At 67.3% G+C, this 15,738-nt stretch carries 13 protein-coding genes; 8 read left to right on the forward strand and 5 right to left on the reverse strand.

Annotated features, from left to right (window positions below; all coding sequences use genetic code 11):
- Positions 1-14: 14 nt before the first annotated feature.
- From ACFXKA_RS28100 to ACFXKA_RS28110, 3 genes are read right to left on the reverse strand one after another with little or no spacing between them, the layout of a single operon-like run.
- Complete coding sequence (locus ACFXKA_RS28100) at positions 15-2,576, reverse strand: phosphoribosyltransferase (protein WP_379429567.1); 2,562 nt, start codon at positions 2,574-2,576, stop codon at positions 15-17.
- Positions 2,573-3,784 carry an HpcH/HpaI aldolase/citrate lyase family protein gene (locus ACFXKA_RS28105; RefSeq protein WP_379429580.1) on the reverse strand — a complete coding sequence of 404 codons (1,212 nt, stop codon included), beginning with the start codon at positions 3,782-3,784 and terminating at the stop codon, positions 2,573-2,575. The genes ACFXKA_RS28100 and ACFXKA_RS28105 overlap by 4 nt, the downstream gene beginning before the upstream one ends.
- A 40-nt stretch (positions 3,785-3,824) precedes the next feature.
- A complete protein-coding gene (locus tag ACFXKA_RS28110) occupies positions 3,825-5,027 on the reverse strand; it encodes a hypothetical protein (RefSeq protein ID WP_379429568.1) in 1,203 nt (400 codons plus the stop codon).
- Positions 5,028-5,240: 213 nt separating this feature from the next.
- Between ACFXKA_RS28110 and ACFXKA_RS28115 the strand changes: the two genes are divergently transcribed.
- Positions 5,241-5,816, forward strand: coding sequence for a TerD family protein (locus tag ACFXKA_RS28115; RefSeq protein ID WP_354841014.1), 576 nt, complete (start codon positions 5,241-5,243; stop codon positions 5,814-5,816).
- A gap of 100 nt (positions 5,817-5,916) precedes the next feature.
- Positions 5,917-7,041, forward strand: a complete 1,125-nt coding sequence (locus tag ACFXKA_RS28120; RefSeq protein WP_379429569.1) for a DUF475 domain-containing protein — start codon at positions 5,917-5,919, stop codon at positions 7,039-7,041.
- A 58-nt stretch (positions 7,042-7,099) separates the two neighbouring features.
- Here the strand turns inward: ACFXKA_RS28120 and ACFXKA_RS28125 are convergent, their stop codons facing one another.
- Positions 7,100-8,026, reverse strand: a complete 927-nt coding sequence (locus tag ACFXKA_RS28125) for a DMT family transporter (protein ID WP_379429570.1) — start codon at positions 8,024-8,026, stop codon at positions 7,100-7,102.
- Positions 8,027-8,110: 84 nt separating this feature from the next.
- On the opposite strand from ACFXKA_RS28125, the gene ACFXKA_RS28130 reads away from it, so the two are divergent.
- Entirely contained in the window at positions 8,111-8,671 is a 561-nt protein-coding gene (locus ACFXKA_RS28130; RefSeq protein WP_379429571.1) for a CGNR zinc finger domain-containing protein, read from the forward strand.
- Here the strand turns inward: ACFXKA_RS28130 and ACFXKA_RS28135 are convergent.
- Positions 8,573-9,988, reverse strand: a complete 1,416-nt coding sequence (locus ACFXKA_RS28135; protein WP_379429572.1) for a glycosyltransferase family 87 protein — start codon at positions 9,986-9,988, stop codon at positions 8,573-8,575. The genes ACFXKA_RS28130 and ACFXKA_RS28135 overlap by 99 nt on opposite strands.
- A 246-nt stretch (positions 9,989-10,234) precedes the next feature.
- Here ACFXKA_RS28135 and rpsF point away from each other — a divergent pair, with 246 nt between their 5' ends.
- The 5 genes from rpsF to dnaB all read left to right on the forward strand — a co-directional run bounded on the left by rpsF (position 10,235) and on the right by dnaB (position 15,313).
- Entirely contained in the window at positions 10,235-10,525 is a 291-nt protein-coding gene (gene rpsF / locus ACFXKA_RS28140) for a 30S ribosomal protein S6 (RefSeq protein ID WP_083869414.1), read from the forward strand.
- A 134-nt stretch (positions 10,526-10,659) separates the two neighbouring features.
- Positions 10,660-11,211, forward strand: a complete 552-nt coding sequence (locus ACFXKA_RS28145) for a single-stranded DNA-binding protein (protein WP_354841003.1) — start codon at positions 10,660-10,662, stop codon at positions 11,209-11,211.
- 63 nt (positions 11,212-11,274) lie between these two features.
- On the forward strand, positions 11,275-11,544 hold the full coding sequence (rpsR, locus tag ACFXKA_RS28150; protein ID WP_040814320.1) for a 30S ribosomal protein S18: 270 nt from the start codon (positions 11,275-11,277) through the stop codon (positions 11,542-11,544).
- Positions 11,545-11,561: 17 nt separating this feature from the next.
- The gene (rplI, locus tag ACFXKA_RS28155; protein WP_354841000.1) at positions 11,562-12,017 is read left to right on the forward strand and encodes a 50S ribosomal protein L9; all 456 of its coding nucleotides are present in this window, start codon (positions 11,562-11,564) and stop codon (positions 12,015-12,017) included.
- A 650-nt stretch (positions 12,018-12,667) separates the two neighbouring features.
- Positions 12,668-15,313 carry a replicative DNA helicase gene (dnaB, locus tag ACFXKA_RS28160; RefSeq protein WP_379429573.1) on the forward strand — a complete coding sequence of 882 codons (2,646 nt, stop codon included), beginning with the start codon at positions 12,668-12,670 and terminating at the stop codon, positions 15,311-15,313.
- Positions 15,314-15,738 lie beyond the last annotated feature (425 nt).

Raw genomic sequence — 15,738 nt, forward strand, 5'->3', positions numbered from 1 at the left:
TGCTGCCGCACCGGCTACCCCTTCACTTCCTTGATCAAGCCCATACAGGCATACGCCAAATCCGGCACCGTCTCGACCGGCACGCCGCGTGCCGCGGCGAGCAGGCGGATATGGGCGTGTTCCGCCGCGTGCGGATCCCGCACCAGCACCCGCCACGGCACCCGGCGCAACAGCACCCGGGTCGTCTCTCCCACACCGGGTTTCACGAAATTCACGCTGGAGATCCCGTATTCGGCGCGCACCTTCTCCACCGACGCCCAGCCCGCCCAGGTGGGCGTCCGGTCGGCGTTCAGCAGGGCCTGGACCCGGGCGTCCACCAGCGGCCGCACCCGGTCGAAACACGCGCTGACCGCGTCCAGCAGGTGGTTGGACACGTCCTGATCGGCGAGCTCGCGATAGAACTTGGCCCCGTGGAACTGCCCCGGCCCGATCAGGTCGGCATTGAGCACGGTCCGGGAAACCAGCCCCGACACAGTCGAATTCAGGCAGGCGGAGGCGATGAGGAAGTCGTCCCGGGTGCCGTAGGTCCGCACGCTGCCGCCGGGATCGGCGAGCACCGCGAGATCGGCGTCGAACCGCGCCCCGCCCGCGGCCGCGTAGGCGTCCAGCGCGGCGGCGAGCTCCCTGGTGATCGCGCCCTTGCCTGTCCACCCGTCCACGAACACGATCTGCGCCGGATCATGATGCCGGGCAAGGTAATCCAGTGCGACCGTATCGATCCCCCGATCCCGCACGATCGACACCGCGTAGTGCGGCACCTCGATGCCCCGAGCCGCCAGCCACCGCCGCATGAGCACCCCCACCGGCGTGCCCGCCCGGGCCAGTGACACCAGCACCGCCTCGGTGCCGCGCTCGGCGATCACCAACTCCGACACCGTTGCTACCGCGAGCGCCAGCCGCTCGGCACTCTCGGCCAGCACCCGCTCGAACAGCTCCCGGTACTCCGCGTCCGGCTGATACTCCACCGGCAGCGACTCCGCGTAATGCGCCACTCCCGCCTGAATCCGCCGCTCGCGTTCCGTCACATCGGCTTCCAGCGCCACCCCGGACAGATCGGTGAGCAACCACGCCACCTCGTCCCGCGCGTACGACCCGAATTCGGTCCCGCGCAGCGGTTCCGGCAGCCGCTCTCCGCCCGGCAGAGCCGTACCGACTTCGAATCCGAGGGGGTGGCTGGGTTCCGTCACGAGACGGTCGACGGAGGGCGATACTGCGGTCCGGCCATGAGGTGGAATCTTCGTAGTGTCCGCTCGAGCGGCGGCGAGGGCGCGCGGGTCCGCGTCGGGGAGCACGGCCAGCAGCACGTCCGCGCCCGACGCGGTCAGCACGTCGACGAGTCCAGCAGCAGCCGTGAGCTTTTCGGTGTCCGCAGGGCGATCGATGATGACGAGCAGGATCGGGTCCGGCCCGGGCCGGGTTTCGGGCCAGCGTGCGTTGTACAGATAGCGTGGCGCTTCCTCACCGAGTTCCGGTGCGGTGAAACGGAATCCGCGGCGCAGCGGGTAGCCGGCTTCGTCCAGGACATAGGCGGGGGAGCGGGTGGTGGTCTGGTACCGGGTGGGGATTCCGCTGTCGGCCAGCGCCGCGGCGATGCGCAGCGGCAGGTACATGAGTTCTTCGTGGGCGATGACGATCACCGGGCATCGCGGGTCCGAGTCCTCGGTCATGGTCGCGAGCGCCCGCGTCAGCTCGGCCACCGTGCGGTCGAGCGCCGTGTCGAAGGGTGCGGCGTCGGTGTCGAGGAAGCCGTGGCGGCCGCCCTCGGGAACCCGGTGCGGCCAGGGCAGTTCGACGCGGCGGCAGGCTCCGGTGCGATCCGCTATCGGGTTGAGTACCGGTTCGGGCAACGCGGTGACGGCCTCGATCAGACCCGCCGGCAGTCGGGTGCTGCCGCTGGCCAGGCAGACGGTGTCGATGCGGGCCCCGAGTCCGGCGGCCGCTGTCTCGAAGGCGCGGCGGTCGGCCTCGGTGCGCATGTCCACCAGCGAGGCCAGGATGTAGTGGCTGCGGGGAGTGTGCGCATGCAGGGCCCGGATGGCGTCCAGAGCGGTTGCACCGGTGGAGATCTCGTCGTCGACAAGCACCATGGGCAGGTCGTTGTGGAAGATCGCGGGCGGCATCGGCTGCAGCAGGTGGGAGGTGGCGTGCGAGTGGCCCTCCTCGAAACCGGCGAGGGTCTCGGCGGTGGGCACGTCGCGGCGAGTGGAGTGCAGGTAGCAGCGCGCGCCGAGGCGGGCCGCCACGGTGTGGCCGAGTCCGGTCGCGGTTTCGGCGAAGCCCAGCACCACCGCGGCGGTGACCGGCCGATCCGGCTGCGGCGCAGCAGCTCCCGTGAGCAGCTCACGCACCAGGTCGCCGAGCCGGTTGCCGGCGTCGAGCACGCGATGCGGGTCGGTCGGGAGGTGTTTCCCCAGCACGGTCGAGACCAGCAGGTGCGCACGGCGGGGATTGCGGCGCAGGCCGGGTTCGACAAGCGTGTCGATGCGCCAATCGGGTTCCAGCAGTGCCGAATCGGTGTGCCGGAGGGTGAGCCCGAGATGCCGGGTGGCCCAGGGTAGGACGGGATCGGCGGTCACGATTCGACCAGGGCCTTGAGCAGGTCCACGAAGGAGACTCCTTGATTGGCGACGCCGAAGACCTTGGCGCGCAGCATGATCTGGTGCGCCCAGCTGCGGTGCGGGCGCATTTCGTTCATCTTGTTCCGGTACTCGGAGGCGGCGACACCGCCCGCGGCGGTGCTCAGGATGTCGACGGCATCGGCGTACTCCTCGTGCGTGACGATCGAGAGGGCGTGCACGACGGCCACATGCGAAGGGTGGATGACGGTCTTGCCCTGGATCCCGTTGGCGCGGTCCAGGGTGATCTCCCGCAGCAGCCCGTCCAGATCGCGGCTGACCAGCGACTGCCGGAAAGGGACGGCATCCACCTCGGCGAACGGCGAGGTGCGCAGCAGCGGCCGGAACATGCGGGCGTGGTCGGCGAAGTACTCCCAGACCGGTCCGGTGATGGTGAAGCCGGTGCCGTCGGCGCGACCCAGGTAGTTGACGATGTCGGCGATCACGTCGGCGACCACGCGCACGTCGTAGATGGTGAGGTCACGGTCGCGGCGAATCCCGAAGGTGGAGCACATGTCCGTGGCCCCGATCCGCACGGCGAGAATCCGTTCGCGGTGCTCGGCGAGCAGCGCGCCGATGCGGCGGAGTTCGCGGTCGCGGCTCTCGCGATGCACGAGGACGGGGGATTCCAGCACCGGCATCCCGAAGACGGTGCGGCCCAGGCACTGTGCGGCCATGCCCAGCGCGTGCAGGTAGTCGGCCGCGCAGGAGCTGTCGAATTTGGGCAGCACGAAGCCGGTGAGCGCCGCCGCCCCGGGCCCGAGCCGCTCGGCGATCTCGCCGATGCCGTGCGGGTCGCGGACCCGCACGAACAGCAGCGGGTAGGCCTCGCCGCTGCCGGCCAGTTCGTCGACGGTCCGGGCGGCCTGCCATTTCGCGGCTTCGACGGCGTGGTCGGCGACCGCGTCCTCGAGGTCGATGACCATCGAGCACACGCCGCGTTCGGCGCGGCGCAGGATGGTGGCGGTCAGGTCGGGCCGGGTGGCGGGCACGTACAGGGTCGCGCCCAGCGCCATGGCCAGCAGGTGGCGGTCGACGGAGCCGCCGAAGGGTTCGGGCAGCCGGTGGAACAGCCGCCGCAGCTCCGGGCCCGGCACCTGCCGGAAATGCCGCAGCGGGAAGCGTTTCCGCAGGGAGACCGGGGCGACATCCGGATCGCTGGTGATCATCGCGGTCATCGTCGCGGTCGTCCTCCTGCTGACTTTCGGTCTATCTGTCGGTATTTCGCATGCGCTCGACCACTCCGGCGACGAACGCGGAGATGGCGTCGAGTTCGGACACGTAGGCCCAGTAGTCGGGGTGGCGTCCGGTCAGGCCCGCGCTCGCGCGATCCAGGCGTTCGGCCTGGGCGTCGAGCACCGAACCCCATTGCGGGACCACGCCTTTGTTGACCGCGAGCATCTGCGCGTCGCGCAGTTTGAAGCGGACGGCCTTGGCGCGCTCGGCCGGCTGGTCGCGGACCGCGCGCAGCAGGGCGAGCCGATCGGTCACGGTCTCGGCGCGCTCCTCGGCGGTGGCGAGGTGGGCGCGGGCGGTGGTGGTCAGGTCGAGCGCGTCCTCCGGGTCGTGGTTGGCCAGGGCGGCCCGGGCGCGGGCCAGATCCGCGTCGGCGGCCGCGACGGCCTCCCGGGCTTGTCGCTCATTGTTGGCCAAATCGTTCGACGACGCAGCCGCGAATTCCCGCAGCAGCGCCGACATGGCCGGAGCGATGCGGTCCAGGCGGTTGCGAGCGGCATCGAGCCGGGTGGCGGCGGAGGCGAGGGCGGTGGTAGCCGAATGCTGTTTGCCGGGTGCGGCTTCCAGGGCGGTGGACAGGTCGCGGTTCAGCGTCTCGAGCCGGGTGGCGGCGTCGCGAGTGGCGCCGCCGGCACCGGTGGCCACCGCGGCCTCGAGTGTGAGCAGTCCCTCATCCACGGCGGCCGCGCATTGCCGGATCGAGGGATAGGCGGCATGGGGTGAGGCGTCGGCGGCCTGCCGCAGCTGTGCCGCCTGCGCCCGCACCTGCGAGACCAGTTGCGGCACCGAGCCGTACACCACGACCGCATGCTCGAGGTGGGCCTGATTGCCCCGGTAGAACTCGTCGACCCCGCGCGCGGCGTCGGCGAGTCTCCGGATGACGGTGTCGATCTCGGGCTGGGCGACCGGGCCGCCATCCTCGCGTTCGGCCTGTTCCAGGCGGTCGTTGAGGGCGAGGTAGGCGCCCGAGGCGTCATAGCAGCGGGCGCGCACCGGTTCCCAGCGCGCGGCCATGCCGCGCTCGGGGAACAGCGCGGCGGATGCCGTGACGGCGGCCTCGGCAATCGTCTGCCGCTGGTCCATATCCAGGAATGCGGTCGTCAGTACCTGCCGGGCCTGCTGCACCCATTCGTTGTTCCGGGGTGCCCGGAACCATCCGCGTCGACGGCCTGCCACGCCCCCGATGGTAGGAGAAGCGGCTCGTCGGGGCGACAACGGCGAGGGGTTGTGAAAATCTGTCATATGACAGTTGCTTCCGCACGCCAGAGTTGACCCTTCCCTACCAAAGACTTGGGAAAACCATTACTGTCGAGGCGGCGGAACCGACACGCAGGACACGCCGTTAGCCAAGAAACACTTCAAACGCGCTACAACGGAAGGATTCCCGCAATGGGTGTCAGTTTGTCCAAGGGCGGCAACGTTTCACTGACCAAGCAGGCTCCGAACCTGACCCAGGTGGCCGTCGGCCTCGGCTGGGACGTCCGGACCACCACCGGCACCGACTTCGACCTGGACGCCAGCGCCATCGCGACCGGCGCGGAGAAGAAGGCGCTGTCGGACAAGCACTTCATCTTCTTCAACAACCTGCAGTCCCCGGAGGGCACCATCGTGCACACCGGCGACAACCTGACCGGTGAGGGCGAGGGCGACGACGAGGTCATCAATGTCGACCTGGCGAACACCCCGCCGGCCATCGAGTCCATCTTCTTCCCGGTCTCGATCTACGACGCCGACTCGCGCGGCCAGAGCTTCGGCCAGGTCCGCAATGCCTACATCCGGGTCGTGGACCGCGCCAACGGCGCCGAACTGGCCCGCTACGACCTCTCCGAGGACGCGTCCACCGAGACCGCCATGGTGTTCGGCGAGCTCTACCGCAACAATGGTGAGTGGAAGTTCCGTGCGATCGGCCAGGGCTACGCCTCCGGCCTCGCGGGCATCGCCCGCGACTTCGGCGTCAACGTCTGAATCGAACAACTAGCGACACGAAGAGGGCTCGGTCGCACGAGCCCTCTTCGTGTGTCCGCCCGCCCCGTCCACGACCCGGCACAACGAAAGGCCCGCTGCGGTGCGAATATTCGGCCTCTCCATCATCGTCACCGTACTGTCGCTGCTCGCGGCCCTCGTGTACGGCGGCCCCACGGCCCTGCTGCTGTGCGCCATCCTCGGCGTCCTCGAGGTCTCGCTGTCCTTCGACAACGCGGTGATCAACGCCAGCATCCTGCAGCGGATGAGCGAGTTCTGGCAACGGATCTTCCTCACCGTCGGCGTCGTCATCGCGGTTTTCGGTATGCGCCTGGTGTTTCCGCTGGCCATCGTGTGGATCACCGCGGGCCTCAGCCCGGTTCGCGCCTTCGACCTGGCCATGAACCCGCCCGCCGACGGGGCCCTCACCTTCGCCGACGGCAGCCCCTCCTACGAGAAGCTGCTCACCGACGCGCACCCGCAGATCGCGGCCTTCGGCGGCGCGTTCCTGCTGCTGCTGTTCTTCAACTTCATCCTCGAGGAGCGCGAGGTCACCTGGCTGGGCTGGATCGAACGCCCACTGGCCAAGCTCGGCAAACTCGACATGCTCGCGGTGGTGCTCACCCTGGGCGGCATCGTCATCGCGGCGGAATTCATCGCGGCCGACGACGACCGGTCCACCGTGCTGCTGGCCGGCATCCTCGGCGTGATGACCTACATCCTGGTCGACGGGCTCGGCTCCCTGTTCCATGCCGAGGAGCACGCCGAAGAACAGGCCGCGGCGGGGCCCTCGGCCATCATCAAGGCGACCGGCAAGGCGGCGTTCTTCCTGTTCCTGTATCTGGAAGTGCTCGACGCCTCGTTCTCCTTCGACGGCGTGATCGGCGCGTTCGCCATCACCTCCGACCCGATCCTGATCGCCCTGGGCCTGGGCCTGATCGGCGCCATGTTCGTCCGGTCCATCACCGTCTACCTGGTGCGCAAGGGCACGCTCTCGGAGTACGTGTACCTCGAGCACGGCGCGTTCTGGGCCATCGGCGCCCTGGCGGTCATCCTGCTCATCACCATCGGCGTTCACGTCAACGAGGTGATCAGCGGGCTGGTCGGCGTGGCCTTCATCGGAGCGGCGTTCATCACCAGCGTGATCCGCAACCGGCGCGAGCAGGCCGAGTCCGACGAGGACGAGGACGACGAACCCGCAGGCCTGGAGCCCAGCCCCGTCGGCTGATCCACCGGGACCGGAAAGCCCGCCACACCAGCGCGTGTGGCGGGCTTTCTTGCGATGGTCACACCCGCGCGGGCTGCGGCATCGAGAGGTGGCGGCGGGCAGTCTCGGGCTCGGCCGGGGTGGGATTCGGCGCGGCGCGGCGGGAGGCCAGGACCATGCCGACCAGTCCTACGCCCAGGCCCGCAACTGTCAACGGGCGCAACGGCTGATCGATGACCAGCCAGGCCATCACCGCGGTCACCGCCGGGATGGCGAAGAAGAAGCGGCTGACGCGAGTGGTGTCCCAGCGCTGCAGCATGGTGTTCAGCAGCAGGAACGCACCCATGGAATTCACCAGCACCATCCAGACCATGGAACCGGCGAAGCGGGCCGGGTCCGCGAGGTGGAAGTCGCCGCCGGCCACGGCCATCGCGCCCGCGAAGGGCGCGCTGACCGCCACGTGCAGGGCGGTGCCGGCGCGCGGATCGATCGCGGGGGTGAAGCGCTTCTGGTACACGGTGCCGAGGCTGAGGCCGAGCAGGCCGACCACGCACAGCAGCAGGCCCACCAGCGAGAAGCTGGACTGATCGACCACCGCCAGGCCCACGCCCAGACCGCCGACCCCGAAGCCCAGCCACTGCCGGGCACTCACGGATTCGCCCAGGCCACCGGCGAATACGGCGATCACCACCGGGCTCAGGCCCTGCACCAGGGAGATGACGGCGGCGGTGACGTGCTCGTGCATGGCGGTGTAGAAGGCGCCGAACTGCACCATCTGCATGAGCAGGCCCGCCACCAGCGTGTGCGCGAGGACCTTGCCGCGCGGCCAGACCGCCCGCGCCAGTAGGGCATACGCGATGAGCAGCAGGCCGGCGATGCCGAAGCGGGCGAACAGCACCAGCATGGGCGGCGCCGCGCCCACGCCGATGATGCCGGCGATGAAGGCGCTGCTCCACATGAGGATGAGGGCCGGCGGGCCCGCCACTTCGAAAAGCCGGTTGTCCATGATTCCTCCACGCCGCTAACCGGTTCAGGTGGTTATACCGTGGCACCTTCTTGAATAACCTGTCAAGGGGGTTACTATGAGGACATGTCCACCTTCGCCGATCCGCACCTGTTCGTCAGCGGCAATCTCGCGCTGAACTTCATCGGTACGGCTCAGGAACGACGCACCACCTTCATCGACCGGCTCAGCAGCGACGACGAACTCGCCGAATGGGTAACGGCGGCAGGCATCCTCGACACCGCGCCGGACTGCACCGGCGCCCTCACCCGGGCCGTGAAGCTACGCGAGGCCGCCTGGCGGCTGATGCTGGCCACCCTCGACGGCGAACCCGCCGCCGACGCCGACCGGCGACTCGTCAACCGGCACGCTCACGACACCCCGCCCGAGCTGACCCTGCGCGCCGACGGCAGCGTGCACCGCAGCGGGACACTCGATTCCGCGCTCGCGGCCATCGCGCGCTCCGCCATCGAACTACTCGGCAGCCCCGATCGGGACCGCATCAAGGAATGCGGGCGAGACGCCTGCACCCGCCTCTACATCGACACCTCACGCGGCGGTTCGCGCCGCTGGTGCGATATGGCGGTCTGCGGAAACCGGGCCAAGAGCAAGGCGTTCCGCGCCCGGAACACCGAGCCGGCCGGCTGACCGCGCCCGCGCCGTCACGAACAGGAAGAAGAACGCCACCAGCAGCGCGGCCCGGCCCCACACGCCGATCTGCACGATGTTCTGCTCGAATCCGGCATCACGGCCCGCACCCAGGGCATAGAAGTAGCGGAAGACGCCGATCCCGATACACGCGTCCGCCATCAGGTAGGTGACGGTCAAGCTCCACGGCACCTCCAGCAGCACCAGGAACGGGATCAGCCACAGTGTGTACTGCGGCGAATGCACCTTGTGGAACAACAGGAATCCACACAGCATGGCGCCGCTGACACCGATCCACGGATACACCCCCGCCAGCTGATACCGCCGCCAGCCCAGCCAGCAGGCCAGCCCGAAGGACCCCAGCACCAGCAGCGGCGAGGCCGCCGACACCACGGCCTGGAACGTCGACTCGCCCTCGCTGGTCTGGGCGAACAACGGGCGTAAACCCCAGTACCAGATGGAATTCGTGGTGATATCGGCCTGCCGCAGCTGCTGGAAGGTGATCGACGCCCGCCAGCCGTCATAACCCGCCAGCGCGAAGGGCAGATTGATCGCGACCACCGTGCCGACAGCGGTGCCGGCCACCATGAGCGCGCCGCGCACATCGAATCGCCGCTCCCGCAGCGGGTTCTCACCGAGCAGCACGTAGATCAGCAAGGGCAGCACGAAGATTCCGGGATACAGCTTGAAACAGAAGCCGATCGCCAGGAATACCGCCGCGGCTATCGCCCGGTCCCGCAGGGAATATCGCGTCAGCACGGTCATCACGTAGAACGCGGCCACCGCGGTGGCCACCACCGGCAGTTCCCAATTGTGGAAGGCGTAGAGCACCAGGGGTGGACCGGCCGCCCACAGCAGCGCCGCCGGACCCGCCATCCGGGCCAGCAGATACGCGGTGAGCAACGCGAACGGGGCCAGCAGCAAGGCCGAGTGCAGCAGGAAGTCCGCATCGGTGTGCGCGCCGATGCCGCCGATCCACATGAACAGACCGCTCAGCACCGGATACTCGACCGCGCCGCCGGTCAACTGGCCATCGGGTGTGATGCCGCCCGTTATATACGGAAAGACGTGTTCATCGATGCCGCGGCCCAGCCACAGGTACTGAATATCGGAATAGCAGACATTCGAGTCCTTGATGACATCGAAAATGGCGCTGCGACCCGACTCCTCGAACCGCCCGCCGGCACATCGCGCCTTGTTCACATACGCGATCAGCAGGGTGACCCCGCACACCAGCGTCGACGTGACCGCGATCATCGACCTGCCCGCCTCGCGGCGGCGAGCGACCGCTGCGCTGGCGACGGGTCGGTTCGGCATGCGCACCACCATAGGTCTCTCTTCGGCGTGTCCGCGTGTTCAAGCTCGGGACTGGCCCGATTTCGCGGGCCATGCCTGTCTATCGCCCGGCCGCCGCCGGTGTGAACACGCGAGCAAGAGCCTCGATACCCCGGCGTCGGGCACCGCATTCCCTCATGTAGCCTTGTCGGGTTGCTGACGCAACGAACCCTCCTGCCCACGGACAGTCCGTGGGCCGTTCACAGTCCACAGGAGGTGATGAGGTCCGTGCGTCATTATGAAGTGATGGTTATTCTCGATCCGCAAATGGACGAGCGCACCGTCGGCCCGAACCTGAACAACATGTTGGGTGTTGTCGGTGCCGAGGGCGGCAAGGTCGACAACGTCGACATCTGGGGCCGCCGTCGTCTCGCCTACGAGATCGCCAAGCAGGCCGAGGGCATCTACGCGGTCGTCACCCTGACCGCCAAGTCCGAGACCGTCAGCGAACTCGATCGCCAGCTGGGCCTGAACGAGTCGGTGCTGCGCACCAAGGTGCTGCGCCTCGACAAGAAGTAGTCCAGTCCTCCCGCAACGTCGCTCGTAACCGTCGGTGCCTATCTCTAGGCTGACTGGCAAACCGCGCACCGAGCCCATGATCGGGCGTGCACGGGCGAGCGCATTGCGGACTGCACCGGAAAGCAGGAGGAACCATGGCCCAAGGCGACACGGTCATCACCGTCATCGGCAATCTGACGGCTGACCCCGAGCTTCGATTCACGCCCGCGGGAGCGGCCGTCGCGAACTTCACCGTCGCGTCGACTCCCCGCGTGTTCGACCGTAATACCAATGAATGGAAAGACGGCGAAGCGCTTTTCCTGCGCTGCAACATCTGGCGTGAAGCTGCGGAAAATGTGGCCGAGAGTCTGACCCGTGGCTCGCGAGTGATCGTGAGCGGACGACTCAAGCAGCGCTCCTACGAAACCCGCGAGGGTGAGAAGCGCACGGTCGTCGAACTCGAGGTCGACGAGGTGGGTCCCTCCCTGCGGTACGCGACCGCGAAAGTCAACAAGACCACCCGTGGCGGTGGTGGCGGCGGCTTCGGCGGTGGCGCACAGGGCGGCGGCCAGCAAGGCGGCGGCTACTCCGGTGCCGGCAGTGGTGGGGGTCGTGGCGGCCAGAGCGCCGGCGACGACCCATGGGGCAGTGCCCCCGCGGCCGGCTCCTTCGGGGGCGGCGCGATGGACGACGAACCGCCGTTCTAGACAACGGCTTTCCCCGGAATCCGCCCCGACGGCTGGTTCCCGAAATTACGGAGTTGAAAGACCATGGCCAAAGCACCGGCACGCGAAAAGGTGCTGAAGAAGAAGGCTTGCACCTTCTGCAAGGAAGACAAGGCCGGCAAGAAGAACAACACGGCCGGCGCGAAGATCGACTACAAGGACACCGCGCTGCTGCGCAAGTACGTGTCCGATCGTGGCAAGATCCGCGCTCGCCGGGTGACCGGCAACTGCGTCCAGCACCAGCGCGATATCGCTGTCGCCGTGAAGAACTCGCGTGAGGTCGCTCTGCTGCCTTACGTGTCCACCGCCCGCTGAGAAAGGAAGGCACAGCAATGAAGCTCATCCTCACCGCTGATGTCGACAACCTCGGTGCGCCCGGCGACACCGTGGAGGTCAAGGACGGCTACGGCCGTAACTTCCTGCTGCCGCGCGGCCTGGCGATTGTCGCCACCCGTGGCGCGCAGAAGCAGGTCGAGGGCATTCGCCGGGCGCAGGATGCCCGCCGCGTGCGCGACCTGGACCACGCCAACGAGCTGAAGCAGGCCATCGAGGGTCTGACCGGCGTGTCGCTCGCGGTCAAGACCGCCGGCACCGGCAAGCTCTTCGGTTCGGTCACCGCCGCCGATGTCGCCGCGGCCATCAAGGCCGCCGGTGGCCCGGTCGTCGACAAGCGCAGCATCGAGCTGCCGAAGGCCCACATCAAGAGCACCGGTAAGCACGGTGTCGTGGTGCACCTGCACCCGGATGTGATCGCCAAGGTCGACCTGCAGGTCACTGCCGCCGAGTAATTCGGTTCGTCGGAGGCCGCCTCAGCTGTGGGGCGGCCTCCGATTTTCTTTGTTCGATTCTTATGTTTGCCAGATATTCGCTAATTGCGTGTCGGGTGTACCGGGGCGAGGTGTCGGCATGCAGAATTCACGATGTTCGCCCGGGTTGTGGATTGCTCAGCAAACCAACCATTCTCGTTGTGTGACAGATCACAAGCGCGAGACCGTTCGTTCACCCAACACGCCCAGACGTTACCGTGCAGCGACACGCCGCACCGAATTGATCCACAATTACACACACTGAGAATTCGGCCACTACCAGCGTATTGATTGCCCACATCGACTGTTGTCCCCAAGTTTTCCACAGGGGGTGCACAACAGTTGGTGAACAATACCCACGTTGTCCACAGGTGTGTACACAGCTCGGTTTGGCGGGTCACCGTCCGGTCGCCTAGGTTCGCATTCGATGTCGTGACCACTGCCCGGGACGACACGACTCCGTGTATCCAGCACCCACCACCACGGGTTTGCCACCGCGCCTGCACAACTCGGCGTGGCGGCCCCGCATCGCGGTCGGGATACTTCCGCGTGGCGGGCCGAACCTGTCGGTGCGCAGGCGTACAACGGTCATGGACTCGTTCCGGGCGCGAGCAGAGAGGACGGTCGAGCCGATGGCAGTCATCGACGATCGCGGCCACGACGATCACGGGCCCTCCGACTATCCCGATGCCCCCGGCGAGGATTTCGGCCGTCAGCCACCCCACGACATGGCCGCCGAGCAATCCGTCCTGGGCGGCATGCTGCTGTCCAAGGACGCCATCGCCGATGTCGTGGAGGTCATCCGCCCCGGCGACTTCTACCGCCCCGCCCACGCGGCCGTCTACGACGCCATCCTCGACCTCTACGGCCGCGGCGAACCGGCCGACCCGGTGACGGTGGCCGCCACCCTCGACCGCCGCGGCGAACTCAAGCGCATCGGCGGGGCCCCGTATCTCGTCACGCTGACCCAAACGGTCCCCACCGCGGCCAATGCCGGCTACTACGCCGAAATCGTTGCGGAGAAGGCGATCCTGCGCCGTTTGGTGGAGGCGGGCACCCGAATCGTCCAGTACGGCTACGCGGGCGCCGACGGCCAGGATGTCGCCGAGGTCGTCGACCGCGCCCAGGCCGAGCTCTACGACGTCACCGAACGCCGCTCCAGCGAGGACTTCGCCCCCCTCACCGACATCCTCCAGCCCACGATGGACGAACTCGACTCCATCGCCTCCCGAGGCGGCATCTCCCTCGGCGTCCCAACAGGTTTCACCGAACTCGACGAGATCACCAACGGCCTCCACCCGGGCCAGATGATCATCGTCGCGGCTCGACCCGGTGTCGGTAAGGCGCTTGCTCTCGATACTCCGCTGCCCACGCCGAACGGCTGGACCACCATGGGTGAGGTCCGAGTCGGCGACGAGCTGCTCGACGCCCAAGGGCGGCCCACACGGGTTGTGGCCGCCACCGAGGTGATGACGGGCCGGCCCTGCTACGAGGTCGAATTCTCCGACGGTGCAGTGATAGTCGCGGACGAGCAGCATCAGTGGCTCACCGAGACCCGCTCCTCTCGCCGATCCGCCCAGCAAGCCGCCACCGGCTACAACCGGTATCGGAATCAGAAGACCTTCGCGGAGATCCGCACGACCGCCGAGATCGCGGCCACTGTGCACTGTGCGACCGCGGACCGACGTCTCAACCACTCCGTGGTGAACTGCGAGGCACTGCAACTGCCCGACCGCGAGTTGCTCGTGCCCCCTTACACGCTGGGCGCATGGCTCGGCGACGGCAGTTCTGCGTGTGCACAGCTGATGTCGGCTGATCCCGAGGTCATTCATCGGATCGAGAACGAGGGAATCCTTGCGACGCACTCGGATTCCGCACCGCTGCGGTACAGCCTGCGGCTACCCGAGGATGCACCGATCGAGCCGCGTGATTGCATTGTCTGCGGTGCGGAGTTCATTCCGTTCACCAGCGAAGTCCGTACGTGCGGCCGATCATGTGGCGGCAAGGCGCGTTTCGTCTCAGGTCCGGTACCCGCGCCTACCTGCCCACAATGCGGCGGGCCGTCCATCGGGCTCCGCCTGTGCCAGTCCTGCCGTAATGCGACCGGCAGCGTGCAGGCTCGCCTGCGCACCCTCGGTGTGCTCGGCGACAAGCACATCCCCCTCGAATACCTCCGCGCTTCCGAGGCACAACGACGCGCCCTGCTGGCCGGCTTGCTCGATACCGACGGCACCGTCACCAATGGCGGATCTGTCCAGTTCACGGTGACTAACCCGCGGCTCGCCCGGGACACCGAAGAGCTGATCGTGAGCCTCGGCTACCGCTGCCAGCTGTCGACCAAGCGAGTCCGGGGTCGCACCGAGGCAACTTCGACCGCTTACACGCTGACCTTCGCAACCGAGGACGAGGTCTTCGGGTTGAGCCGAAAAGAGCTGCTGCACAAGCTGCGTCGCGGCGCGACCAACACGGCGCGTTCCGGCTCCCGCTTCATCGTAGACGTCCGCCCGATCCCATCGGTCCCGGTCCGCTGCGTAGAAGTGGCGAACTCCGACCACCTCTACCTCGCCGGCCGTTCCATGATCCCCACCCATAATTCCACGCTGGGAATGGATTTCATGCGCAGCTGCTCCATCAAGCATGGTCTGGCCAGTGTCATTTTCTCGCTGGAAATGAGCCGCACCGAAATCGTCATGCGCCTCCTATCCGCGGAAGCGAAAATTAAACTGGGCGATATGCGTTCGGGCCGTATGAGCGACGACGACTGGACCAAACTCGCCCGCCGCATGAGCGAGATCAGCGAAGCGCCACTGTTCGTGGATGATTCGCCGAACCTCACGATGATGGAAATTCGAGCAAAGGCTCGACGCCTCAAACAGCGGCACGACCTGCGCCTCGTGGTGGTGGACTACCTTCAGCTGATGACCTCTGGCAAGAAGGTCGAGTCCCGCCAGCAAGAAGTCTCGGAATTCTCGCGAAGCCTCAAACTTCTGGCCAAGGAACTCGAAGTTCCGGTCATCGCGATTTCACAGCTGAACCGTGGTCCGGAACAACGAACCGATAAGCGCCCTATGGTCTCCGACCTTCGCGAATCGGGCTCGCTAGAACAGGACGCGGATATGGTTATTTTGTTGCATCGCCCCGATGCATTCGAACGCGATGACCCTCGCGGCGGTGAAGCGGACCTCATCCTCGGCAAACACCGAAACGGCCCCACCGCAACGATTACCGTTGCGCACCAGCTCCATTTGAGCCGCTTCGTCGATATGGCCCGAGGCTAGCCACCCGAAAACTCCTGCCGCACAGCGACACCGGACCGCCGACACCTTCGGAGAATCGGCCGACCGTTCTGATCTCCGGCCTACGTCAGCCGATGTTGGCGGAGAGGGCGGGCAGCATGCGCTCGTCTTCGTCTTGCCAGTCGTTCCAGGTGTGGATGCCGTAGGCCTGGAAGAAGTAGTCGACGGTGTGGCGCCGGGGTTGGCCATGCCGAGCCGGAAGGCTCGGGTGTTGGTGAGGGCCAGGGCTTCTAGGGCCATGCCGTTGACTGTGGCCATCTTGGGGCGGTCCCCGCACCGGACGCAAGCGGGGGGGGGGGCGGGGGGGGGGTGCGCGCGGAAGCCCCCGCCGAGTTGGAGTGAAAACCGAAGGCGGGCTAGGTTGGGGTAAATACAGTTTGGGGGTGTGATGTGGGGGGGTTCGGAGG

Origin of the sequence: Nocardia sp. NPDC059228 (assembly GCF_042754245.1) — a bacterium.
Lineage (GTDB): Bacteria > Actinomycetota > Actinomycetes > Mycobacteriales > Mycobacteriaceae > Nocardia.